Below are 22,772 nucleotides of genomic sequence, written 5' to 3'. Positions count from 1 at the left end.
TGCTCTCAATTGCTGCCTTGATTCAGTTTGCCCGGCAGTTCCGCCGCTCGCTTAGGACAGCTTCACCAGCACCCGGCCGCGCGTGTTCGATTTCAGGATATCGGCGAGCGACTGCGGCAGTTCCGCCAGCGTTACCTCGCGGCCGACAAGAGTTTCCAGATCGGCCGGCTTCAGATCGTTCGCCATCCGGTCCCATACCTTGAGCCGCAGCTCGGCCGGGCAGAAGACGGAATCGATGCCGAGCAGATTCACGCCGCGCAGAATGAACGGCAGCACCGTTGCCGGCACCTTCGTCCCGCCTGTAAGTCCGCTGACGGCGACCGAGCCGCGGTACGCAATTTTGCTGAGAATCGCCGCAAGCTGATTCCCGCCCACCGGATCGACGGCGGCCTGCCAGAGCTGCTTGTCCAGCGGCCGCTGCTTGGCTTCGGGGTCGTAGATCTCGCTTCTCGAGATCACCTCGGCTGCGCCGAGCCCTTTCAGGTAATCGCTCTCCGATGTGCGGCCTGTACCGGCGACAACGTGATAGCCGCGCGCAGCCAGCATCGCGACGGCAGCGCCGCCGACGCCTCCGGCCGCGCCCGTGACGAGCACTTTTCCCTGATCCGGCGATACGCCGTTGTCTTCAAGCGCTTGAATGGACATGGCCGCCGTAAAGCCCGCCGTGCCGTAAATCATCGCTTCTCTCAGCGACAGGCCGTCCGGCAGCGGAACGACCCAGTCCGCAGGGACGCGGGCATACTCGCTGTAACCGCCGAAATGGGACACGCCGAATCCGTATCCGGTAACGAGCACCGGCTGGCCCGGCTTAAAACGTTCATCCTCGGATGATTCCACCACGCCGGACAAATCGATTCCGGGCACAAACGGATACGATTTGACGATATTGCCGTCAGGAATCGAGGCCAGACCGTCTTTGTAATTCACGCTGGAATAAGCAACCTTGATGACCACTTCACCTGCGGGCAGATCGTCTAATGAAACTGGTTTGACGGCGACGCTGAACGGCTCCGTGTTGTCTACAAACAGGGCTTGAAAGGATGAGGACATAGTGATACGCTCCTTTTAATGGGTATGTAAAGCATTAATGAATGATTAAAGCCGGTTGGTTTGGGTCACATGATGTCATTATATTTTTATTCTGACCGGTCAACTTTTTTATGTCAATGATTTCTTATACCTTTTTTCAATTACTATATCTTTTTTACAGGCAGGTGCTCTATGGTCCGCTACAAAAAATCCGAAGAAAAACGCAAACAGATTCTGTACGCCGCCTTTCAGGCCATCGCGGAACAAGGGTATGATGCCGTAACGCTCCAGACGATAGCGGATAGCGCGAAGGTCAGCAAAGGCGTCGTCCATTATTATTTTGATAACAAAGAGGCTGTGCTTGTGGAGCTGCTGGGGTGGCTGACAGGGAAAATTTATGAAAAAGAAACCGCGGCGGTAAACGGACAATCCCGGGCAGTGGACAAAATGGCCGCCTATATCAATTCTGTCTTTGTGTCACCGGAAAAGAACCGGGATTTCTACAGGGTGTATCTGGACTTTCTGGCGAGAGCCAGCCGCAGCGCCTCTTACCGGGAAATCAACAGCCGCTTCTATGACAACTGCGCGCGGATCAGCGCGGAAATTGTGGAGCTTGGCCAGCGAGAGGGCGTGTTCGATCCCCGGCTGGCGGTGCAGGAGACCGCCCCGGTCATCCGCTCGATTATCGACGGCTGCCTGATCCAGTGGCTGATGACCGGCCGGGACGAGCTTCATGCCGTGTACCGGATTGCCTGCCGGCAGGCGGTGATGAAGCTGCTCGCAGCGGAGACGGTGAAAAAGTCATAGGCGGCGGGCAAATAAAATGTTAAATTATTGAAATCTGCTCTCCAGGAGGGGATTTCAATGATAACCATCAAGCGGCTCGGAACTGTTGGCGTTATAAGCGCTGTACTGCTTATGGCAGGCTGCGGCCTAATCGACACCGGCAAGAACCAAACGTACGATAAAGACCAAATGTATAATAATAACGCTGCTATCGTTCAGGAAGGCGACCAATATAGCTATTTCTTGCGGACCGGTTCAACAACTTCCCGGATAGCAGATGTTGAATTTAAAGGCTTTTCGGGTACGGATACCATATGGATTCTGAATGTGAAGAAAAAAGCCGATATCCGGATCGACTATTCCCTGACCGTCGGCAAAGGGGAATTCAAGGTTGTGCTGGTAACCCCAAGCGAGCAGGCGTCAACCATTGCAGAGGGAAGCGGCAACGGAGTAAGTATGGTGACTCTAGACAAAGGCAAAAACCGTATTAAATTCGTCGGCAAGCAAACGGCAGGCAAGGTAGAGATACATCTTCAGGTTGGGGACGCCGTCAACATAACGAAGGTTTCGGACGAATAGCCTCTAGTTCAGCAGGGCTGCGGAAACCAGACATGCCGCAGATCGATCCAGCCCTGGCTGTTGAACCGGACTCCCCGGATGGAAGGCAGATAGGCTGTTTCCACCGGCTTCTCGTACAAAATATGCAGCTCGCGCTCCCGGATCAGCCGGCCCTCGATCCGGTGGAACGTCTCGGCCCGTGCGGCATGACCGGGCTCGCGCGCGATCAAATGCAGTTCGGCTTCGATCTCCGCCCGGGTCTGCAGCGTGACGTGCTCCGCCAGCGTCTGATACAGATCGAAGAGCCTGAGCTGCTCGTCCCGGTCGCGGACGAGCGCGAATAAGATGAGGTCGGCTTCCATCCGCACCGGCCCCTTGAATTCTTCCGGCGGAACGGAGACGATCTCCGCAGCAACGCCGCGCTCTGATAGTCTCGCGGCGACGAGCCCGGCGTCCGCCGCGTACTGCGGAATCGTGGCAATCCGCAGGGACAACCCGGACAGTGAGCCGGATACTTCGGAGGCGGCGGGTCGGTAAGAGCCTGAGGGAGTGGGGTTGCCGGGAATGCCGGAGTCGCCGGGAACGCCGGAAACCCTTGGGTCGCTGCCGGGAACGTCGAAAGCACCGGGATTGCCCGTGGTACCATCCGAGCCGGGACCGCCGATATCGCCGGGGGCACCAACTGTGCCGGGAACGCCGAGATCGCCGTGAATGCCCGGGTTACCAACCGTGCCAGAAATCCCAGGATCGCTGGAAATCCCTGGATCACCAGTGACACCGTCCGGGTCATGAGCGGCGGAACCATGGCCCGGCTCGTCCAGCCTTCCCAGACAAGACATCACGTCCGCCCTGACGGCGGGATCGCTTAGCGGTCCCGCTTTTTTGGTGTTGCAGGTAAGAAATTTGCGGACGGAGGTCTCGGTGTGAATCCGGCTTAACGAAGCGGATTCTTCCGGACGAGGATTCTGGATGATGTGAAAAGGGAATTCCGCATCGGCCACATCCGGCTCCGCATCCCACGGAACATGCAAAATCTCCACCCGGTCCAGCTGCGCCCTCCCCTGAAAATAATGCGGGAACGCCTCCAGCACGTAAAACCCATCATTCCATTCCGCAACTTTGAATGGGCCGGTTCCGACCGGCTTCGTGACGAAGCGCCCCTCCAGGCTGCGCTCCGGCTCCCGCGGAACGACGGCCGCCCGGCTCGTACACAGAAAAGAAAGAAACAGCTCGTTCGGAGTTTTGAGCCGGATGCTTACCGTCAGCCTGTTCAGGGCCTTCACTTCAACAATATCCCGCAAAATAAAGCTGTACAGCCTGCCCCGGGGCATCCGGATCAAGCGGGAGAAGGAATGGACGACATCGTCCGCGTCAAGGATCGCGGCGTTATGCAGAAGCACTTCCTTGCGGAGGTGGAAGGTCCAGCTCGTCCGTGTCCCGTCGGTCTCCCAGGCATGGGCCAGGCCGGGAACAATCTCTTCGCCGCCGCCCCCTGTGCGGACAAGCCCGTCATATACATGGCTGGAAACAAAGGATTCAGCCAGCAAATTCATATTCAGAGGATCGATCGTATGCAGAGGCTGGCGGATGGGCAGCCGGAGGGTATCGATCACCCGGTCTCTGCGCATTTCGGCGTGGTGGCCGGAATAGGCCAGCAGCCAGCTCTGCAGCGTATCGTGAAGCGCTGAGACTCCCGCATGGGAACGAATTTGTTCGATTGCCGACGTCACAGCGTCCCGGCGTCCCATGGCCTGCATCACCGATTGGATGGCGACATCGTCCCGGGGCGTCAGAAAGCAGAGCCGGGAACGACGTCCGCGCCCCCGGCTCGGGGTCCAGGATACCCAGCCGCTGCGGGCCATTTTACCCAGAACATTCAGCGCATTCCGATGCGTGCAGCCAAGCACCTCCGCCAGCTCGTCCAGAGTAACGGAGACCTCGCCCTCGCTGCCGTAATGGGCGCGCATCCGCATATATTGGCCGTGCAGCTTCAATCCGCATTCATTCCTTCCAAATAAAATAGGAAATAAATGATCTTTTATTTCTCTTTATCTTCTTATTTTATCATCTAAAATAAGGTACAGTAAGTAAAAAAATGGAGGGATTACCATGAACGAAGAAGCTGCATCCAGCCAAACGCGTTCCCTGGCACTGCCGGCCGCCGCTTTTGCACTGGGCGTCATTCATCAGTATCTGTTCCTTGGAAATAGGTACGGCGTCTCGTATCCGCTGTTCACCGTTCTTTTTTACGCTTATATGCTGGGCTTTGCCAAAGATAAAATCCGCAAGCCTAGTGCAGGTGGATACGCGGGACTGGCCTTTATCTTTCTGCTTTCCATGACCTTTGGCCTGTTCGGCAATGAATTTTTTTACCATTTGAACATGGCAGTTATTCCTGTGCTGATCTTCTTACATTTGGCCTATGTGCTAGGGGACGGAAGGCCTGCTTATGACCAGTTCTCCCTTGTCTTCGGCGCGCTCGACCATCTGATTCCGCAGAACCTGCGGCAGTGGCCCCGTGTCGTTGACATCATCAGGAGAGCCTCCGGACAATCGGAGGATGAAGGGAGCAGGCACGTTCTTGGCAAAGTGCTGATCGGCCTCTGCATTTCCTTCCCGCTGCTGCTGGTCGTTCTGCTGCTGCTGTCATCGGCGGACGGTGTGTTTCACAGCGTGCTGTCGGAAATACCGGTATGGCTGAGCAACGTTTCGTTTGTGGAAGGCTTTACCCGGACGCTGTGGGCGCTGGTCCTGGGAATGTTCTTTTTCGGGCTTCTGCGGGGATTTCTGTTTCCGTTTCAAGATGAGGGGGTTCCGGGAGTCATGGCACAGCCAGAACAACCGGACAAGACCGAATGGCCGGATATGCGGGTCGATTCGATCATTGCCGCCACCGTGCTGACTGCCGTTAACACTGTATATGTGCTGTTTGTCTGTGTGCAATTCTCGTATCTGTTCGGCGCCTGGCAGGGAGTGCTGCCTTCGGGTGAGACTTATGCCGAGTATGCGAGGAGAGGATTTTTTGAGCTGATTATGGTAGCGGGTATCAATTTTATCATCCTGCTCGGGCTGCTCCTGCTGGGGACGAAAGGGACGGAGAGGCTGAACAAGGCGATTCGCGGACTGCTGTATCTGCTGACGGGCTGCTCGGGGGTGATGCTGTACTCCGCTTATTCGCGGCTGGCTCTATACGAAGAGGCTTACGGCTATACGACCATCCGGTTTCTCGTTCACGGCTTTATGATTTTTCTGGGGCTGCTGCTGACGGTGACGGCGCTGCGCATCGGCTTGCCGCGGTTTCCGCTGGCCAAATGCTATATTCTGCTGACTGCTGCGGCTTATTTGGTTATGAACTTTATCGGCATGGATGCCATGATCGCTGGAAAAAATATCGCGCGCTACGAAGCCACCGGCAAGATCGACGCGGCTTATCTTCTCACACTGTCGGACGACGCGGTGCCGCGGCTGATCGAGTTCAGCCGTCAGAATAACGGAATGCTGGACAGCGGATTGCGGAATAAGCGCTCGGATTTGGCGGTTGCTGCGGGCAAGTGGCCTTCCTTTAATCTGTCGCGCCACCGGGCGCTAACGGAGCTGGGCCGGTATTTGGAGAAGTAGAGACGAAAGTATATAACTCTGCAGTGCCCTTTTTTTTACACGAATGTATGATTGATGCGTAATTATGTAGCTGTTAGTATTACCTCACTTACATAAGTATCGGCTGGTAAAGATTACGATGTAAGGGGAGTAGAGAGGATGGAGAAAAAATACGATCATTCGTTGGACGCGATGAAAGGCTTTAGCTGTTTGCTGATGATGATGGCTCATACCGGGCTTGTTTTTTCGGGCAGCAGCCGCTCGCTTCAGATCATCGGTGAATTGGCTCCTATTTTGTTTTTCGCCGTGTCCGGGATCACTTCAATCTTCCAGAGCAAAAAATCCGTTCTGCCGCTGATTGCCTACTATTTCGTCTTCGCCGTCATTGGACTATCCTATAACGCTTTGTGGAGGCCCTATATTTGGTCCGATCCCGTTTCGGATGTGCCGCAGATCGTGGCGATGAGCGTGCTTGCCATTATTTTGTTAGAAAAGTATTTCAGGCCCGGCCGCTACGTGTATCTGATATTGGGCGTCTCCCTGTTCGTCCTGCACTTTGGGTTTACGGCAAAAGTACCTTCTTTTCCGGGCAAGCAATTTTTCATACCGGAGGGGGATTACACCTATTTTACCTTCGTCCCTTGGTTTTCGATATTTTTGCTAGGCGTGTTCGCCTACCGAAGCCGCAGGCTGGTGAATCTGATCTACGGTATAGCTGCGGCATGCGGTCTGGCAGCGGCTTATGCTCTTACCCCGAGGGAGACGGAATTTCTGATAAAATACAATATGTCGCCAGGCTACTTTTTCCTTTCCCTGGTGCTGCTATTTATGTCGTTCGCCCTGTTCAGGCTGATCCGGCAGTATTCGTTGAAGAACCCGCTGCTATTTCTCGGCAAACATTCGTTTCTGTTCTTGTACGTTCATGTGTTCCTGATCTTCATACTCACTTATTTCAAACTGTATTCGATCAACGTCTATATGGTTTGGGCCGGGGTTCTGCTGGTCAGCTATATCGGAATGAACGCTGTTTTATGGATCAACCGGTATGTTGAAGCGTTATTCAATTACAGGCTGGTCTGGCTCGGGCTGATGCTGCTAATCCTGCTGGTGCCTGCGGCCACCGATTCATATGGACTTATTGTGACGTCGGAGGCTGTTCTTGGAATGGCTTTTGCCTGCAATTATAAAAAGCTGTCCCAGGTGATCTTTTCAATGTTTACATTAGTTCCAAAAAGCACAAATTTGCAGCCGGACACAGCCGAGCTTTCCAGGCCGATTCGTTCCTTGAAGGATACGGGAAATTGAACTTGGTGAAAAAAGCAGCCGAGCTTGTCTTATACATGCGGACCTTCGGGGAAACCCGAGGGTCCGTTTTTTGCTTCGGCTTGGGTTGACCGGTCGCCGGGGCATTCGACATCGTTTTCCGGACACGGTACAATGTTTCCGTGTAGGAACGAAGGAGGTCTGTTATGCCGAAGAAAGTAGTCAACCATATTACGGAACTGATCGGAGACACCCCGGTTGTCCGGCTAAACCGCCTGAGCGGACCGGATGCTGCGGAGCTGTATGTCAAGCTGGAGAAGTTCAATCCGAGCGGAAGCGTCAAGGACCGGGCTGCGTACAATCTGATTCTGCAGGCGGAGAAGGACGGGCTGCTGAAACCGGGCGGCACCATTATCGAGCCGACGAGCGGCAATACGGGAATTGGTCTGGCGATGAACGCGGCGGCCAAGGGGTACCGGGCGATTATGGTTATGCCGGACAATATGACCAAGGAGCGGATCAATCTGCTGAAAGCGTACGGAGCGGAAGTGGTGCTTACGCCCGCCGCCGAGCGGATGCCGGGAGCCATCGCCAAGGCGCTGGAGCTTGGAAAAGAAATTGAAGGGAGCTTCATCCCGCAGCAGTTCGAGAACAAGGCGAACCCCGACATTCACCGCACGACGACGGCGATGGAGATTCTGGCGCAAATGGAGGGGAAGCTGGATGCATTTGTGGCGACCTCGGGAACCGGCGGCACCATTACCGGCACGGGGGAGACGCTGCGGGCGCATCTGCCCAGGGTCCGCATTCTGGTGGTCGAGCCGAAGGGATCGCCGGTATTATCCGGCGGAGAACCGGGGCCGCACAAGCTGGTGGGGACAAGTCCGGGGTTCGTGCCCTCCATTTTGAATACGGATGTGTATGACGAGATTGTACAGGTCTCCGATGAGGATGCCCTGAATACCGTCCGTGCGATGGCGGCCCAGGAAGGCATTCTGATCGGCCCGTCCGGCGGGGCGGCGGTGTGGGCTGCCTTGAGAGAGGCCGAAAGACTAGGCAGCGGCAAGCGGGTGCTCTGTATTGCGCCCGATTCGGGTGAGCGTTACTTAAGCATGGGGATTTTTGCTTAGAGACGTAAGACGATAAAAAAAGCGGCTGAAGCTGCGCTCTTTTACGAGCCGCTTCAGCCGCTTTTACTGTTATGAGACAAAGAGTTAAGGGTGAAAGCTTCAGTCCGCTCCGCTATGACGCTTTACAGCTCTTCCACTTCCCGCAGCCAGAGGGCGGCGGAAGCATCGCTTGGCATGCGCCAGTCTCCGCGCGGGGATAGGCTGACGGTGCCGACCTTCGGGCCGTCCGGCAGGCAAGAGCGTTTGAACTGCTGGGAGAAGAAGCGGCTGTAGAACACGCGCATCCATTGAACCAACTGCTCTCTTGTGAAGCGATCGCCGAAAGCGTGCTCCGCGAGATACAGAATTTTGGCGGGCGGAGCGCCCGTTCTGAGCATGTAATACAGGTAGAAATCATGTACATCGTATGGGCCCAGAATGTCTTCCGTCAGCTGGGCGATCTCGCCATCGGGTGAAGGCGGCAGCAGCTCCGGACTGATTCCCGTGTCGATAATATCGTACAGGAACCTGGCGGCCGTTTCGTCCGCCTCGTGGTCGGCGTACCACTGGACGACATATTTGATCAGCGTCTTCGGAATCCCCGAATTGACGCCGTACATGGACATGTGGTCGCCGTTATAGGTGCACCAGCCGAGGGCCAGTTCGGACAGGTCGCCGGTGCCGATGACGATGCCGCCGTTCTTGTTGGCGAGATCCATCAGAATCTGCGTCCGCTCTCTGGCCTGAACGTTCTCGTAGGTCAAATCGTGAACATCCTTGTCATGCCCGATATCCTCGAAATGCTGCAGACAGGCGGCCTTGATATCGACGACCTTCATTGAAGCCCCCAGGGCCTTAATCAGGCCGACGGCATTATCGTACGTCCGGTTCGTCGTTCCGAAGCCGGGCATCGTTACGGCGAGCACGTCGCTCGCCGGGCGTCCAAGCAGCTGCATCGCTCTTACGGCCACAAGCAGCGCGAGCGTGGAGTCGAGCCCTCCGGAAATGCCGATGACCGCCTGCTTCGTGCCGATGTGGCGGATGCGCTTCATCAGACCAGAGGTCTGGATCGCCAGAATTTCCTGGCAGCGCTCGTCCCGCTGCAGCGGATTGCCTGGAACAAAGGGATTCGTGACCACTTTGCGGGCCAGCTCCCGGGGCGAATCGCTCTGCGGGGCGGGGTTGCCGAACGCGATTTCGCGGTAATCGGCGCCGCCCCGGCCGCCGCGGAAGGTTCCCATAATGATCCGCGAATAATGGATCTTCGGAATGTCAATGTCGGCGATGGTTATCCGGCTCTCGTGGGTGAACCGTTCGGATTCCGCCAGCATCTGCCCATTCTCGGCGATGAGGGAATGGCCGCCGAAGACGACGTCCGTCGACGATTCGCCGGTATTGCTGCCGGCATAGACATATCCCGCCACACAGGAAGCGGACTGGTTGCTGACAAGCTGCCTGCGGTAATCCGCCTTGCCGACAAGCTCGTTGCTGGCGGACGGATTGAACAGCAGCACCGCCCCCGCCTGGGCCAGCCGGCTGCTCGGAGGAACGGGAACCCACAGATCCTCGCAGATTTCCACGCCGAAGACCAGGTTGGAATTCTCTTCGCAGACAAAGAGGAGATCGCTGCCGATCGGGACCACGGCTCCCCCGATGCGCAGCTCCGAAGTCTCGAGCTCCTCGGCTCCGGCGAACCACCGGGGCTCGTAGAACTCGCTGTAGCCGGGAATGCAGGTCTTCGGTACAATCCCGAGAATGTTTCCGCCTTGTATAACGGCGGCGCAGTTATAGAGCCGTCCTCTGATCTCGATGGGAAGGCCGGCAATTACGACCATGCCAAGGCCTGCGGTCTTGCGGGCGATGGCAAGCAGCGCCTCCAGCGCGGAGTCGAGCAGCCGGCGCTGCATGAACAAGTCCGCGCACGTGTAGCCGGTGATGCTGAGCTCCGGCAGTACCAGGTATTCAACCTGCTGCTTGTCCGCCTGTTCAATAATTTCCATAATTTTATCAGCATTAAATGCGCAGTCGGCAACCCGCAGCTCGGGGGAAGCGGCCGCGACTCTTGCGAATCCGAAATTCTGCAATGGTTTCACCTATCCTCTGTATGAATGTTATTTCGCTTTCATTAATTTAGCACAGTTCCAGCCTTTTCTAAACCAGTTGGTCCCTAAGACGCGGGAACGGTAAACGAAGGGAGCTTTCCTATCGTTACCCCGCGAGCAGTACGGCTGCAATAAACACCAGCTGGAGCAGGGTGCGGACAGGAAGCCCGGGAACCGGACTCCCGGCAATGGTCAGCTTCTTGCGGGCCGCATGTACATTGGCCGGAAACATGACGATCAGCAGCGCCGCCAGACACCAGGATGCCGCCCGCGATGTGGCGGGAAAGAGCAGGCCCACAGCGCCGGCTATCTCAAGCAGGCCGGTGAGGGTCACGATAAGCCCGGGTTGCCTGTAAGAGGGGGGCACCATGCGGATCAAGTCGGCTCTGCGTTTTCCCCAGTGGGCGGAAGCGGTAAGCAGCAGCATGACGGCTGCGGCCGCCTGCAGCGACGGCTGCCAGCCGTCGAAAGGGGTGAGGCCAAGCAGTCCAAGCACGCGGAACAGTACGAAAGAAACAATAAGGGCGATGAAAGGCGCCATGGGTATTCCTCCTGTCGAAATGGAATGGATGATTAACATTCAGGTGTCTCCTTGACCAAAGCTCTCGAAAAACTTGGTCGCCAGAGTTGACGCATATTTTCCCTTCATCATAATAGCCGCAATGCGCGTGCGCAACGAGTCGCTGTTGATTTCTTTATAGATCAGGTTGCCGCTGCTTACCAGTCCGAAAGCGGATTTCGGCACGATGCCGATGCCAAGACCCGCGTTGGCCCACAGCAGCGTGGTCCGGGCGTCGTCGTTCATGCAGAAGAGCTGCGGCTCGAAGCCGTGTTCGAGGCAGGCGTCTGTGATAAGCTGCTCGAACCGCCGGTAGATGATCAGGGGCTTGTCTTTGAGCTCTCCCAGATCAACTGAAGACTGGCTGGGACAAAAGTCCAGCTCCCGGCTCATGACAGCGGCCATCGGTTCGGAATCGGCATAGCGGCATTCGAGGTTGGCCGGATTGAACGGCGTACGGACAATGCCGAGCTCCACGATTCCCCTGCCCAGCAGGTCGATGATTTTGAATGTGTTGCCCTCATGAATTTCAAATTTGACTCCTTCATAGGTCCTGTGGAACTCGCACAGCCGATTCTGCAGCAGGGCAGACCCCGAGGAGGAGACGGTTCCGATGGACAGCGTCCCCGTTAGTCCCTTGACATAATCGCCGATTTCCCTTGCCGTAGCATCGGCCAAATCGAGAATTTGCTGCGCCCGGTTTCTCAGGATCACCCCTGCGTCCGTGAGCTGGATGCTGCGCGGTCCCCGCTCCACCAGCTTGACCCCAAGCTCTTCCTCCAGCTGCTTTAACTGCTGACTAAGCGGTGGCTGGGCCATTTGCAGCTTTCGCGCCGCCGATGTAATCTGGCCTTCCTCCGCAATCGTCAGAAAATACTTGAGCTGTCTAATGTCCATTTTGCATCTCCGCCTTATTGATATGTTAATCGTATCGGAGAGATACGAATCCAATATTATTAATATGGGAATAGGTATGCCATAATCATAACTGGCTTTTATTGTTTGTGAAATATTTTACGTATACTTTCTCGGATGGGTGTGACCAAGCAATGAACAAGATTGCTGTATTTCTGAAGCCTTACCGGAAACAGCTGATTATCGGCCCGATTTTCAAGCTGCTGGAGGCGATTCTTGAGCTCCTGCTGCCGACCATTGTCGCACTGATGGTGAACAGGGGCATCGGACCGCATAACGCCGCATATGTGTACCGGATGGGGGGACTTATGCTGCTGATGTCCATCCTGGGCTTTGCCTGCTCCATGGTGTGCCAGTATTCAGCCGCCCGGGCGTCTCAGGGCTTCGGCACAAGGCTGCGCAACGCGATGTTCCGGCATATTTCCTCACTGTCCTATGCGGAGCTTGACCGGTTCGGCACGCCTTCGCTTATTAACCGGATGACGAATGATGTGAACCAGCTTCAGCTGGCCGTTGCCATGCTGATCCGGCTTGTCATCCGCGCGCCGTTTATCGCCATTGGAGCGATTATCATGGCCATGATTCTCGATTTGCGCTTGTCGCTTGTACTGCTGGCGGCTGCTCCGGTCTTTGCCGCCTTACTGTACTGGATCATTTCGCGTTCGTCGCCGCTGTACCGCAAGTATCAGCAGAAGCTGGACGGCATCGCCCAGGTGCTGAGCGAGAATCTGTCCGGCATCCGGGTCATCCGGGCTTTCGCCAAGCGGGGCGCTGAACGGGAACGCTTCGGCGCCGCTGCGGACGACGTGACGGCGATGGCGCTGCGCGTCGGCCGGATTTCCGCTCTGCTCAGCCCATTGACCACTCTGGTGGTCAATGCGGCCATCCTTGCGATTCTTTGGGCAGGAGGCATTCACATTAATGAGGGCCGGCTCTCGCAGGGAGAGATCATCGCTTTTATCAACTATGTTACGCAGATATTGCTGGCGCTGATCGTGACCTCCAATTTGGTAATTATATTTACCAAAGCCAACTCGTCGCTGGCCCGGGTAAACGAGGTGCTGACCGTGACCAGTTCTGTGACGGAGCCGGAGCATCCGGCGGTCCCGCTTCAGGCTGCCAGAGCGGATGTCCTACCTGCCACACAAACGGAACGGAACGCTTCTTCCGCATCTGCCGACCGTGTTCCCGCCATTGAGTTCGACCATGTCTCCTTTGGTTACAGCCGGGCCGGAGAGCTGGCGCTGGACGATATTTCCGTGACCATTGAACGGGGAGAAACCGTGGGGCTGATCGGCGGCACCGGCTCGGGTAAATCGACCTTTGTCAATCTGATTTCCCGCTTCTATGACACTTTCTCGGGCGAAGTGCGAGTCGATGGTGTGAACGTCAAGGACTACCCGCTTCTCGGGCTCAGACAATCCATTGGCATCGTCCCGCAAAAGGCTGTGCTCTTTACCGGAACCATCGCCGAGAACATCCGTTGGGGGAAGCCAGAAGCTTCCGAGGATGAGGTCCGCGAGGCAGCGGCTGTCGCGCAGGCGGAGGAGTTCATTTCCAGGCTGCCTGAAGGCCTGGATACGGCGGTTTCGCGCGGCGGACTGAGCCTGTCCGGCGGGCAGAAGCAGCGGCTGACCATCGCGCGGGCGGTGATTGGACGTCCGGACATTCTTATTCTGGACGATTCCTCCAGTGCGCTGGATTTCGCCACCGACGCGGCGCTCCGCCGGGCCCTGAGTGAGACCCGGGCCGGAATGACGACGCTTGTCGTCTCCCAGCGGGTAGCCACCGTGCGGCAGGCCGACAAAATTATCGTGTTCGAAGACGGGCGGATTGCCGGGGTCGGCCGGCATGAAGAATTGCTTCGCAGCTGCGAGGTATACCGTGAAATTTGCAGCTCCCAGCTGACAGGAGAGGAGACGGCTGTATGAACGGCAACAAAGTTTGGAAAAGACTGATCATCTATACCGCGCAGTTCAGAAGCTCGGCCATCCTGGCGGCGTTCAGCGCCATACTCAGTGTAGCGGCCAGCCTTATCGGACCGCTGCTGATCGCCCGGGCGATTGACCGCATGACGGCGCAGGGGAAGGTGGATTTCCCTGCACTCCTGAAATTGCTCCTGGTTTTGGCGGCCGTATATATCGCCGGGAGCTTATGCGGCTGGCTGCTGACCTATCTTACGAACCGGATCGCTTACGGCACGGTCAACAATATGCGCACCGAGCTGTTCGACAAGCTGAACGTTCTGCCGCTGAGGTTCCATGACAATCATCCGCAGGGCGACCTGATCAGCCGGTTCGTGAACGATATGGACGCTGTATCGGACGGTCTGCTTCAGGGCTACCAGACGCTGCTCACCGGGGTGGTGACCATCGCCGGCACCATAGGGTTGATGCTGTACATCAGTCCGCTCATGACCGGAGTCGTGCTGCTGTCCGCGCCCGCATCGTATTATATGGCGCGGTTTATTACGACGCGCTCGCAGCAGCTCTTCCGCGACCAGGCCAAAATTCTCGGCGGTCTCAACGGCTATGTGGAAGAAATGGTCGGCGGGCAAAAAATCGTTCAAGCCTTTCATCAAGAGAACGCTGCCTTTGAACGGTTCTCCGGGCTGAACGGGGAGCTGTACCAGACCGGAGTCAAATCCCAATTCTACGGTTCCCTGTCCGGGCCGACGACCCGGCTGGTCAACAACATCACATTCTCCGTGATTGCGATTATCGGCAGTATCGTCATTATCGCAGGCCGGCTTAGCGTGGGGGATTTGTCCGGCTTTCTGATCTACTCCAATTTGTTCGCCAAGCCGTTTAACGAAATCACCGGCGTCATTACACAGCTTCAATCGGCGACCGCTTCGGCGCAGCGCATCTTTGCCATACTTGACCTTGAGCCCGAAACCCCGGACGCTCCGGATGCTTTTGTGCCTGAGCCTGGCCAGGGGACGGTTGTATTCGACAAAGTCAAGTTTGCTTATCATCCCGAGCGCCCCTTGATAACGGACTTTAGCCTGGAAGTCAAACCCGGTACCCGGGTCGCCATTGTCGGACAGACGGGAGCAGGCAAAACAACGCTGGTTAACCTGCTGATGCGCTTTTATGATGTGGATGGCGGAACGATCCGAATCGGCGGCGTGGACATCAGGGAGCTAACGCGCGACAGCCTGCGCCGGAATTTCGGCATGGTGCTGCAGGATACGTGGCTGCTTAGCGGAACCATCCGGGATAATATCGCCTACGGCAAGCCGGGCGCGACCGACGATGAGGTTATCGCCGCCGCCAAGGCCGTAAGCGCGCACAGCTTCATCAAACGGCTGCCGGAAGGCTACCATACCGTGATCAGCGGCTCCGGCGACAACCTGTCCCAGGGACAGAAGCAGCTGCTGACGATCGCGCGCGTGCTGCTGGCCGATCCGCCGATGCTTATTCTGGACGAGGCGACCAGCAGCATTGACACCCGGACCGAAATCCGCATCCAGCGCGCGTTCCTGAAAATGATGGAGGGACGCACCAGCTTTGTCATCGCTCACCGCCTGTCCACCATCCGCGAATCGGACCTCATTTTGTTCATGAAGGACGGCGACATTGTGGAAAGCGGAACCCACGACCAGCTGCTGCTCCAAAAAGGATACTACGCCCGTCTGTACAACAGCCAATTTGCAGCAGTTTAACCGGAGGTTCAGCCCATTTTCATGCACCTTTAAGCGTCCGGCTGTATAGTATAAACATGACCCCCAAAGATGACACTTGGCCCCGCCGGATGGCGGGGTTCTTTTTTTGCTTATATAAAATGAACTTGAGATTTTCCCATTTGGGTATCGTTCGTAACTTCGAGGAATGTTTGGACTTCCGGCCGCTGTTGTCTCCAGATTTCTTGATTATACCGCCATTAGTAGATGAAATCCGGAGACAAAGGCGATCGCTGTCGCTCCTACAGTTCCAAACTTCCCCTTCGTTACTCCTTACCATGATGTCATTTTTTCAAATTCATTTTATATAGTGGTTTTATTTAAATTAGTTCGTTTCCCCCATTCTTACCCAATGGAAGTGTATTTCCTGTTTGAAGGCATTTCTCTTTTGATGAAAAGTCCCTTCAGTAGCTGATTTAAATTGTTACAAACAAGTAACTGCAACATTATCTGGAAAAGGTTCGTCATTTAAGAGGATAATGTTGGTTAAATCATCTTTAAGGAAGGGGCGGCGATGAGATGAGTAAAAATTTTGCTTTCATATTTGTTGTTATAATAGCACTTTTAAGTGGATGTCAAAGTCCTCCAAAAACAAAAGTTGTCCAAATATCAGCAGAACAAGCCAAATCCGTTGTCCAGCAATATCATGAGAAAAACAGCAGTTTTGGTGAAGCTGAAATAACTTCGATAAAACACATAAATAATGAGTACAAAGTAACATGGGAAAGAAAAAGTAATTGCGAGAGCGGAACAGATTATGTTAATGACAAAGATGGGACTATTGCAAGAAGTGAGGTCTCTATCTGCTAAGCGAACCTCTGATCAGAGTCTCTCGAAGATGCGGCCATAAAAAAAATGCCCTCCGGCTTGCCGAGCAAGCAATGAGAGCAGCTTTTTCAAATCATTTTACAGAAAATCAACGAACTCGCCCACCGGCTTGCGGTAGCCGCGCGGTCTGATCTTGCGCTGGTTGTCCTTGCCGATCGTGATCAGCATAACGGGAACCAGGTGGTCCGGAAGGGAGAGCGTCTGTTTGACAGCCTCCGGGTCGAAGCCGATCATCGGGCACGTATCCCAGCCCTTGTCTTTGGCGATCAGCATGAACTGCATGGCTGACAGGGATGCGTTGCGGATCGCCTCGTCGCGCTGAAAAGCCTCTTTGCCTATGTAAGCTTGATTAATCGCCCCAACCATTCCGTCATATTCTTCCTGTGACATTGCTCCCAGCATTTTAAGACCGCCATAAATTTCCGGGGCCTGCTCGTAAGCGTGCATATCGCCTAGAACGGCAATGACGGCCGAGGCGGTATGGATCTTGTATTGTCCGTAGGCGTTCTCGCGAATCTTTTCCTTAAGTTCCGGGTCTGCGATTACCTTGTAACGGGCGTGCTGCAGATTGTAAGCCGAAGGGGCGAGTCTGGCGAGGGAGAAGATTTCTTCCAGATCGCTCTGCGGAATCTTGATACCTTCCACAAAATTCATAGCTGATCTGCGGGCTTGGACCACGTCTGCAAAAGAATTCGTCGATACGGGTGTGCTCATGGGTAATGCCTCCATCCTATAATCAAAAAATAAATTAGTTTAATAAACTAACAAACTTACTAATAGTTACTTAATAAACATATCACAGCTTTTGATATCCGTCAATGAGGTCGTACACAGGCTTCAACAAAGCTCCCGCTTTTTGGGATTGCCAATATTTCCAAATCGTAATAGAGTCTATTATGAGAACGATAACAACGCGAAAGGAGCTGTATAGTGAAGAAAAAGATTTTAATTCCCGCCGCGGTCTGCTTGCTGGCCGCTTTTATATAAAGGAGGACATCCGAAGATGCTTTTTAAAGAAAATGACGTGATTCTGTTCCAGGGAGACAGTATTACCGATGTTGGCCGCGACCGCTTCGACGCTTATTCGCTGGGAAACGGGTATCCCTTGATGGTAGCTGGAAAGCTTGGTCTGCTGTATCCGGAGAAAAAGCTTACCTTCTACAACCGGGGCATCGGCGGCGACCGGGCGGCCGATCTCGTGCGGCGCTGGGACAGGGACTGCCTTGCGCTGATGCCGACCTGGGTATCGATCTATGTCGGCATCAACGAGAGCTGGTGCCGGTACGACAGCGGTGATGAGACAACGGCGGAAGCGTTCGAAGCGCAGTACCGGAATCTGCTCGACCGCACGCGGGAGGCTTTGGATGCGAAGCTGATCCTGGTTGAGCCGTTCGTCCTGCCGGTTCGGGGGCTGAACCGCGACTGGAGGGAAGATCTGGACCCGAAAATCGCGGTTGTGCGGAAGCTGGCCCGAGAATACGGAGCGCTGCTCGTCCCGCTCGACGGCCTGTTCGCCGCTGCTTCGGTGAAAGCCGATCCGGCTTACTGGGCCGAAGACGGCGTTCATCCTACTCCCGCGGGCCATGCGCTCATTACCGAAGCCTGGCTGAAAGCGGCCGGTGTGAACTGAATATTTTTGAAGCCTCGCTGTGTTCCTGAAGCGGAACATAAGGCGATTGCCAGCGCGGAAAGGATGTTCTATGGCTGTTTAGGCCGGGCATCCTTTCTTTTTTTGTCCGGACAGCGGGGAGACCTCCTGATTTCTCCAGTTCCGGTTTTGCTGTTATAATATAGAGAACGCGTGTTTTGGGAGGCGATCTACCTGAGCTGCACCATAGCGGTATTTTCGGACATACATAGCAATACACCGGCGCTGGAGGCGGTCTTACGGGAAATTGACCGGAGCGGCGCCGATTGGCTCATCAATCTGGGAGACAGTTTATTCGGTCCGGTAGATCCAATGGGAACGGCGAGGCTGCTTCGGCAGCGCGGAAATCTTGTGAACATCATGGGCAACTGCGATGAAATTCTTTTGGAGAAAGACTGCGAATCGCCGACGTACCGCCATGTCAAGCCTTTGCTTGATGCCGATACGGAAGCGTGGATTGCGGGGCATTTAGCCGTGTGGCGCCATGAGGATCTGCTGTTCTGCCACGGAACGCCTGACCACAATAAGCGGTATCTGCTTGAAGAAGTAACCGAAGACGGCGTTTTTTATAAAAAAACGGAAACGTTGCAGGCGGAGCTGCACACTATAGAGGAGCGCGGCATTTTCTGCGGACACAGCCATGTGTTTCATACCGTCACGCTGCCGGACGGCAAGTTTCTGGTCAACCCGGGAAGCGTCGGTCTTCCGGCTTATGAGGACGATCTTCCTTTTCCCCATGTTATGGAATCGGGTACGCCATATGCGAGCTTTTGCATGGTCCGCAAGAAGGAAGGAACGGGCTGGAGCGTAGAGCATAAGCTGATCCCATACGATTGGAATGCGGCGGCGGAGATTGCGGAGCGCAGCGGAAGACCCGATTATGCGGTTGCCATTCGTACTGGCAGAGCGCGGTAATTTGCGGCGGCCATATTATTTTTACCGATATCAAATGAGAGAGGATGGGCGTCGATGACAAGCGATACGGAACAAGATCTGGAAGGACTGAAGGCGGCGGGAAAGGTCGTCGGGTTCACCATCGCGGAGATGAGGAAGAGCGTAAAACCCGGCATGACTACCTTGCAGCTCGACAAAATAGGGGCGGAAATTCTGAAGCGCTTCGGCGCGAAATCGGCTCCCAGAGAAGTGTATGATTTTCCGGGGGACACCTGCATCAGCATTAATGAGGAAGTGGCGCACGGCATTCCGGGTTCCAAAGTGATTCGTCCCGGCGACCTGATCAACATCGATGTGTCGGCCGAGCTGAACGGGTATTTCAGCGATGCTGCCGTGTCCTTCCAGCTGCCCCCGTACGACCAGAAGCTGCTGCGCCTGTGCGTCAGCGCCGAGGAAACGATGATGAGCGTGATTTCCCATCTGCGGGCGGGGATGCGGGTCAACGAAATCGGCAGAGTGATGGAGCTGGAGGCCAGAAAACGCGGCTACAAGGTTGTGCGGAATCTGTGCAGCCACGGTATCGGCAAAACGCTGCATGATAAGCCACACGAAATCCTGCCGTATTTCAGCCCCCGGGAGACGACGGTGCTGAAGCCGAACCAGGTCATCACGATTGAACCGTTCCTGACGACCGGCGCGGAATTCGTGGACCAGGAGGCGGACGGCTGGACGCTGACCGTTCCGGATAACAGCCGGGTTGCGCAGTTCGAGCATACGATTATCGTAACGAAGGGGCGGCCTGTTATTTTGACGGGGGCCTGAAAATCTCCCGAAAACCAGCCCGGTGCCCAATAGGGCCGCAGCCTGCTGGTTCTTCTAATCCAGGTAGGCGATGACCTCATTGAGCTGTTCCAAAGCCTGCGGCGGTATTTTTAGCGTCGAACCGGGCTCTCCCGTGCCTCCGTATATGAAAGGATAACGGAAGAGCCTCCGGTCCACGATGCAGGGCAGGGGAAGCTTCAATGATACGCTGCCTACTTCCTGTCCGGTAAGCTTTAGAACCTGCTTAGGGCTTGCCATTTTTAAAGAGCCCAGTCCGAGCAGAGCCGCCGGCTCGTCCAGATTGACGCGTCCACGGTCGCCGGACACGATCAGGGCGTAGAATTGATCGCCGGCTCTCAGCACCAAAGCCGGGGCGGTCTGCCCGATTTCGATTCCGAAATAAGCCGCGCCTTCCTGAGCCGTCTTGAGGGGTCCTTCATGCTTAATGATCTCATATTGGATACCGTTTTCCTGTAACACCTGTTCCAATGGCTTCAATTGATCCATGAGCGCCTCCCGTAAATGTTTCTCTATTCTGGACAGTATTTTCCATACTATAACATATCCGAATGAGACAGGTTGGGTATATCCTGTGAAGGAGGAAGTATGAACGGACAAGCGTACGCCGCGCTGGCGGAGCTGGAGCGGTGGATGAACGGCGGCGAAGCGGCTCCCGAGCGGCTCGGGAACGAGTTGGCGGCGGACAGCCGGCTCCCGGGGCCGCGGGCCAATCTTGAACTGGCGGAGAAATTCGCCCGGCACTTTGCTGTCCCGGAGCTGGCCGGAGGAATGTGGGAGCTGCTGGTTGAATGGGCGGAGATTTCGGACGAAGCGGCGGGTACGGGCAATCCACGGGAGTTTTTGCCTTTTTGCGTGCTCCAGGCGATGGGCGCGCATTACGGATATGCGGATGCTGAACGCAGAGAGCGGATTGCGGACGTATTCAAGCGGGCGATGAACGATTCCCGCTGGCGGATGCGCGAGGCCGCGGCGATGGGGCTGCAAAACGTCGGCGAGCAGGATTTCGGGCTGCTCCGCGCTCTGCTTGAAGCGTGGAAGAGGGGGGCGAATGAGCTGGAGCAGCGCGCTTTTGTCGCCGCTCTGGCCCATCCTCCGCTGCTGAAAGCGAAGGACAACGCGGGGTACGCGCTCTCGCTGGCGGGCGAAATCATGGAAGAGCTTGCGGCCCGGCCGGTACGGGAACCGGAGCCGCTTCGCGTACTGTCCAAAGGCCTCGAATACGCCTTAAGCGTCTTCGCGGCAGCCGAGCCGGAGGAAGGGTTTGCCCTGCTTGAACGCTTCGCCGGCATGTCCGATCCGCGAATTGTCCGGATCGTAAAAGCCAATCTCGGCAAATCCCGGCTGATCCGCAAATACGGGCCGCAGACCCAGGCCATCCTCGCCGCGATTGACAAGAACAGTAAAGGTAACTATGATAGTTCCAATTAATAAGGTCTTATTAATACCGGACGTCAAAAGGAGAGCACCCTATGAACATCAGCACCCGATTGGCGGTTGCCATCCATATCCTGACCCTGCTTGAGGTTAACAAAGAGGGTAAGAATACTTCCGAATGGATCGCCGGAAGCGTTGGCACGAACCCGGTGGTGATCCGCCGGATCACAAGCATGCTCGGCAAAGCGGGTCTCATCGAGGTTCGGCCGGGGATCGCCGGAGCCAAGCTGGCCCGGCTGGCCGGAGAGATTACGCTGCTCGACATTTATCTGGCGGTTGACGCTGTCGGCAAAGACTCCCTGTTCGCGGTTCACGATCATCCGAATCCGTCCTGCCCCGTCGGCCAGAACATCGCCGGGGCCATCATTCCGGTCTTTTCGGTAGCCCAGCAGGCGATGGAAGACGTGCTGCGCGGAGTCACGCTGGCTCAGATCTCGTCACAGATTCCGGGCTGACGGCAGGCGTTTTCCCGGGGAACGCCGTGCGCCGTCCGGGGTACCGGTTCAGAAGTGCGGCTGCTGTCCGCTTGACTGAAGTTCAACAGCGGACGGTTTACTGCGCCCCTTCCGCCAGTTCGGCAATGCGCCGGCCCGCATCCCCGCGGTATAGTCCGCCATGATAGCAGATGACGTTCTCAACGGCATAGTCTGCATATTTGCGCAGACTGGACAGCGCGGTAGCCATATCCGGCGTTACCCGGGGATCAGGGCCATGCAGTTCGCCGTTCTTCACTGTCAGGCTGTCGGCGGCGATCAGCGTCCGGCTGGCGGGATGATACAGACTGACATGCCCCGGGCTGTGGCCGGGGGTCTCGACGACGATGACGCCGCCTGCGACCGGCAGCTTCTGGCCGTCTTCGATTACGGCGTCCACTTTTGCCTTGGGAGGATGGGCGAGAAGGTGCAGAAAGGCGCGCCGCCACTCCTCCGGCACATGAGGCGGGAGCATGGCTTCGGCGGCGGCAATCGCTTCCGGCGTATGCTTGAGCAGCATCCGCTCCCCTTCGATATAAGGCTGCTCGATGGGATGAGCCAGTACCTTGATTGTTTCATTCGCCTCGTCCAGCATGGAAGGGAGTCCGCCAATATGGTCGATGTCCTGGTGGGTGAGAACGACGGTGTCGAGTGTGCTCCATGCGACACCGGCAAGTTCGAACGCTTTCTTGATTTTATCGAGCAGTCCGGGGTAGCCCGTATCGACCAGCACCGCATGATCTTCATCCCACAGCAGGGCAGGATACAGCGTATCCGTTCCTCCCATTACTTCGGCTGTAATCTCCAGCATTTCAATTCCTTGGGCGATTTGCATGGTATTCCTCCTAGACGGAAAATGAGTGCAGAGACTATCTTAGTCCAAGAGGGAATTTTAATCAATATGCAAATTTATGATTATACCACAAATAAAAATTTATGTCAAGTAATAATAAGATGCGTATGTAGCTGAATATCGCCGGATCGTAGAATATAATGGGGTTTGTATTAAAATAAAGGATTTTATTCGATTTTTTCTGCTTTTCCATGAA

At 55.7% G+C, this 22,772-nt stretch carries 21 protein-coding genes; 13 read left to right on the top strand and 8 right to left on the bottom strand.

The features are described from left to right. Positions 1 to 51 precede the first annotated feature (51 nt). A complete protein-coding gene (locus G5B47_RS13560; protein ID WP_165098869.1) occupies positions 52 to 1,050 on the bottom strand; it encodes an acrylyl-CoA reductase family protein in 999 nt (332 codons plus the stop codon). A 171-nt stretch (positions 1,051 to 1,221) separates the two neighbouring features. On the opposite strand from G5B47_RS13560, the gene G5B47_RS13555 reads away from it, so the two are divergent. Continuing rightward, positions 1,222 to 1,836: a TetR/AcrR family transcriptional regulator gene (locus G5B47_RS13555; RefSeq protein ID WP_165098867.1), complete on the top strand. Its 615-nt coding sequence runs from the start codon at positions 1,222 to 1,224 to the stop codon at positions 1,834 to 1,836. Positions 1,837 to 1,893: 57 nt separating this feature from the next. Continuing rightward, positions 1,894 to 2,394: a hypothetical protein gene (locus tag G5B47_RS13550; RefSeq protein WP_165098864.1), complete on the top strand. Its 501-nt coding sequence runs from the start codon at positions 1,894 to 1,896 to the stop codon at positions 2,392 to 2,394. Positions 2,395 to 2,402: 8 nt separating this feature from the next. Here the strand turns inward: G5B47_RS13550 and G5B47_RS13545 are convergent, their stop codons facing one another. Then, positions 2,403 to 4,367 carry an ABC transporter substrate-binding protein gene (locus tag G5B47_RS13545; protein WP_165098862.1) on the bottom strand — a complete coding sequence of 655 codons (1,965 nt, stop codon included), beginning with the start codon at positions 4,365 to 4,367 and terminating at the stop codon, positions 2,403 to 2,405. Positions 4,368 to 4,482: 115 nt separating this feature from the next. Between G5B47_RS13545 and G5B47_RS13540 the strand changes: the two genes are divergently transcribed. The 3 genes from G5B47_RS13540 to cysK all read left to right on the top strand — a co-directional run bounded on the left by G5B47_RS13540 (position 4,483) and on the right by cysK (position 8,363). Further along, positions 4,483 to 5,991 (top strand): DUF4153 domain-containing protein, encoded by a 1,509-nt coding sequence (locus G5B47_RS13540; protein WP_165098859.1) that lies wholly within the window; start codon positions 4,483 to 4,485, stop codon positions 5,989 to 5,991. A gap of 138 nt (positions 5,992 to 6,129) precedes the next feature. After that, positions 6,130 to 7,275, top strand: coding sequence for an acyltransferase (locus tag G5B47_RS13535; RefSeq protein WP_165098856.1), 1,146 nt, complete (start codon positions 6,130 to 6,132; stop codon positions 7,273 to 7,275). Positions 7,276 to 7,439: 164 nt separating this feature from the next. After that, the gene (gene cysK / locus G5B47_RS13530) at positions 7,440 to 8,363 is read left to right on the top strand and encodes a cysteine synthase A (protein ID WP_165098854.1); all 924 of its coding nucleotides are present in this window, start codon (positions 7,440 to 7,442) and stop codon (positions 8,361 to 8,363) included. Positions 8,364 to 8,485: 122 nt separating this feature from the next. Here the strand turns inward: cysK and G5B47_RS13525 are convergent, their stop codons facing one another. The 3 genes from G5B47_RS13525 to G5B47_RS13515 all read right to left on the bottom strand — a co-directional run bounded on the left by G5B47_RS13525 (position 8,486) and on the right by G5B47_RS13515 (position 11,900). Beyond that, positions 8,486 to 10,435, bottom strand: coding sequence for an NAD(+) synthase (locus tag G5B47_RS13525; protein ID WP_328804532.1), 1,950 nt, complete (start codon positions 10,433 to 10,435; stop codon positions 8,486 to 8,488). Positions 10,436 to 10,550: 115 nt separating this feature from the next. Next, a complete protein-coding gene (locus G5B47_RS13520; RefSeq protein ID WP_165098850.1) occupies positions 10,551 to 10,985 on the bottom strand; it encodes a DoxX family protein in 435 nt (144 codons plus the stop codon). Positions 10,986 to 11,024: 39 nt separating this feature from the next. Next, positions 11,025 to 11,900: a LysR family transcriptional regulator gene (locus tag G5B47_RS13515; RefSeq protein WP_165098847.1), complete on the bottom strand. Its 876-nt coding sequence runs from the start codon at positions 11,898 to 11,900 to the stop codon at positions 11,025 to 11,027. Positions 11,901 to 12,052: 152 nt separating this feature from the next. On the opposite strand from G5B47_RS13515, the gene G5B47_RS13510 reads away from it, so the two are divergent. The 3 genes from G5B47_RS13510 (at position 12,053) to G5B47_RS13500 (ending at position 16,413) form a co-directional block, all read left to right on the top strand. Then, positions 12,053 to 13,849 (top strand): ABC transporter ATP-binding protein, encoded by a 1,797-nt coding sequence (locus G5B47_RS13510; RefSeq protein ID WP_165098844.1) that lies wholly within the window; start codon positions 12,053 to 12,055, stop codon positions 13,847 to 13,849. Further along, complete coding sequence (locus G5B47_RS13505; protein WP_165098841.1) at positions 13,846 to 15,585, top strand: ABC transporter ATP-binding protein; 1,740 nt, start codon at positions 13,846 to 13,848, stop codon at positions 15,583 to 15,585. The genes G5B47_RS13510 and G5B47_RS13505 overlap by 4 nt, the downstream gene beginning before the upstream one ends. A 537-nt stretch (positions 15,586 to 16,122) precedes the next feature. Continuing rightward, complete coding sequence (locus tag G5B47_RS13500) at positions 16,123 to 16,413, top strand: hypothetical protein (protein WP_165098839.1); 291 nt, start codon at positions 16,123 to 16,125, stop codon at positions 16,411 to 16,413. A gap of 96 nt (positions 16,414 to 16,509) precedes the next feature. On the opposite strand, the gene G5B47_RS13495 is transcribed toward G5B47_RS13500, so the two are convergent. After that, the gene (locus G5B47_RS13495) at positions 16,510 to 17,145 is read right to left on the bottom strand and encodes a nitroreductase family protein (RefSeq protein ID WP_165098837.1); all 636 of its coding nucleotides are present in this window, start codon (positions 17,143 to 17,145) and stop codon (positions 16,510 to 16,512) included. A gap of 289 nt (positions 17,146 to 17,434) precedes the next feature. Between G5B47_RS13495 and G5B47_RS13490 the strand changes: the two genes are divergently transcribed. The 3 genes from G5B47_RS13490 (at position 17,435) to map (ending at position 19,795) form a co-directional block, all read left to right on the top strand. Further along, positions 17,435 to 18,061: an SGNH/GDSL hydrolase family protein gene (locus G5B47_RS13490; protein ID WP_165098835.1), complete on the top strand. Its 627-nt coding sequence runs from the start codon at positions 17,435 to 17,437 to the stop codon at positions 18,059 to 18,061. Positions 18,062 to 18,232: 171 nt separating this feature from the next. After that, positions 18,233 to 18,994 carry a metallophosphoesterase family protein gene (locus G5B47_RS13485; RefSeq protein ID WP_328804531.1) on the top strand — a complete coding sequence of 254 codons (762 nt, stop codon included), beginning with the start codon at positions 18,233 to 18,235 and terminating at the stop codon, positions 18,992 to 18,994. 54 nt (positions 18,995 to 19,048) lie between these two features. Next, positions 19,049 to 19,795 (top strand): type I methionyl aminopeptidase, encoded by a 747-nt coding sequence (gene map / locus G5B47_RS13480; RefSeq protein ID WP_165098833.1) that lies wholly within the window; start codon positions 19,049 to 19,051, stop codon positions 19,793 to 19,795. Positions 19,796 to 19,849: 54 nt separating this feature from the next. Here the strand turns inward: map and G5B47_RS13475 are convergent, their stop codons facing one another. Beyond that, a complete protein-coding gene (locus G5B47_RS13475; protein WP_165098832.1) occupies positions 19,850 to 20,302 on the bottom strand; it encodes an aminoacyl-tRNA deacylase in 453 nt (150 codons plus the stop codon). Positions 20,303 to 20,401: 99 nt separating this feature from the next. Here G5B47_RS13475 and G5B47_RS13470 point away from each other — a divergent pair, with 99 nt between their 5' ends. Beyond that, positions 20,402 to 21,244 carry a hypothetical protein gene (locus tag G5B47_RS13470; protein ID WP_165098830.1) on the top strand — a complete coding sequence of 281 codons (843 nt, stop codon included), beginning with the start codon at positions 20,402 to 20,404 and terminating at the stop codon, positions 21,242 to 21,244. 41 nt (positions 21,245 to 21,285) lie between these two features. Beyond that, complete coding sequence (locus G5B47_RS13465) at positions 21,286 to 21,705, top strand: Rrf2 family transcriptional regulator (RefSeq protein ID WP_165098828.1); 420 nt, start codon at positions 21,286 to 21,288, stop codon at positions 21,703 to 21,705. A gap of 97 nt (positions 21,706 to 21,802) precedes the next feature. Here G5B47_RS13465 and G5B47_RS13460 read toward each other — a convergent pair whose 3' ends face one another. Further along, positions 21,803 to 22,558: an MBL fold metallo-hydrolase gene (locus G5B47_RS13460; RefSeq protein WP_165098825.1), complete on the bottom strand. Its 756-nt coding sequence runs from the start codon at positions 22,556 to 22,558 to the stop codon at positions 21,803 to 21,805. Positions 22,559 to 22,772: the final 214 nt, after the last annotated feature.

It is taken from the genome of Paenibacillus apii, from assembly GCF_011043685.1.
GTDB classification, from domain to species: Bacteria; Bacillota; Bacilli; order Paenibacillales; family Paenibacillaceae; genus Paenibacillus_AQ; species Paenibacillus_AQ sabinae.
The sequence above is the reverse complement of the archived record's forward strand: the minus strand, read 5'-3'. Positions and strand labels throughout refer to the sequence as shown.

What these genes read in the sequence shown, in the direction of transcription:
- G5B47_RS13490 (WP_165098835.1), top strand. Translation starts at nt 17,435, where the DNA reads ATGCTTTTTAAAGAAAATGACGTGATTCTGTTCCAGGGAGACAGTATT.
- G5B47_RS13470 (WP_165098830.1), top strand. Translation starts at nt 20,402, where the DNA reads ATGAACGGACAAGCGTACGCCGCGCTGGCGGAGCTGGAGCGGTGGATG.
- G5B47_RS13500 (WP_165098839.1), top strand. Translation starts at nt 16,123, where the DNA reads ATGAGTAAAAATTTTGCTTTCATATTTGTTGTTATAATAGCACTTTTA.
- G5B47_RS13475 (WP_165098832.1), bottom strand. Translation starts at nt 20,302, where the DNA reads ATGGATCAATTGAAGCCATTGGAACAGGTGTTACAGGAAAACGGTATC.
- G5B47_RS13460 (WP_165098825.1), bottom strand. Translation starts at nt 22,558, where the DNA reads ATGCAAATCGCCCAAGGAATTGAAATGCTGGAGATTACAGCCGAAGTA.
- G5B47_RS13535 (WP_165098856.1), top strand. Translation starts at nt 6,130, where the DNA reads ATGGAGAAAAAATACGATCATTCGTTGGACGCGATGAAAGGCTTTAGC.
- cysK (WP_165098854.1), top strand. Translation starts at nt 7,440, where the DNA reads ATGCCGAAGAAAGTAGTCAACCATATTACGGAACTGATCGGAGACACC.
- G5B47_RS13510 (WP_165098844.1), top strand. Translation starts at nt 12,053, where the DNA reads ATGAACAAGATTGCTGTATTTCTGAAGCCTTACCGGAAACAGCTGATT.
- G5B47_RS13520 (WP_165098850.1), bottom strand. Translation starts at nt 10,985, where the DNA reads ATGGCGCCTTTCATCGCCCTTATTGTTTCTTTCGTACTGTTCCGCGTG.
- G5B47_RS13560 (WP_165098869.1), bottom strand. Translation starts at nt 1,050, where the DNA reads ATGTCCTCATCCTTTCAAGCCCTGTTTGTAGACAACACGGAGCCGTTC.
- G5B47_RS13505 (WP_165098841.1), top strand. Translation starts at nt 13,846, where the DNA reads ATGAACGGCAACAAAGTTTGGAAAAGACTGATCATCTATACCGCGCAG.
- map (WP_165098833.1), top strand. Translation starts at nt 19,049, where the DNA reads ATGACAAGCGATACGGAACAAGATCTGGAAGGACTGAAGGCGGCGGGA.
- G5B47_RS13555 (WP_165098867.1), top strand. Translation starts at nt 1,222, where the DNA reads ATGGTCCGCTACAAAAAATCCGAAGAAAAACGCAAACAGATTCTGTAC.
- G5B47_RS13495 (WP_165098837.1), bottom strand. Translation starts at nt 17,145, where the DNA reads ATGAGCACACCCGTATCGACGAATTCTTTTGCAGACGTGGTCCAAGCC.
- G5B47_RS13515 (WP_165098847.1), bottom strand. Translation starts at nt 11,900, where the DNA reads ATGGACATTAGACAGCTCAAGTATTTTCTGACGATTGCGGAGGAAGGC.
- G5B47_RS13465 (WP_165098828.1), top strand. Translation starts at nt 21,286, where the DNA reads ATGAACATCAGCACCCGATTGGCGGTTGCCATCCATATCCTGACCCTG.
- G5B47_RS13550 (WP_165098864.1), top strand. Translation starts at nt 1,894, where the DNA reads ATGATAACCATCAAGCGGCTCGGAACTGTTGGCGTTATAAGCGCTGTA.
- G5B47_RS13540 (WP_165098859.1), top strand. Translation starts at nt 4,483, where the DNA reads ATGAACGAAGAAGCTGCATCCAGCCAAACGCGTTCCCTGGCACTGCCG.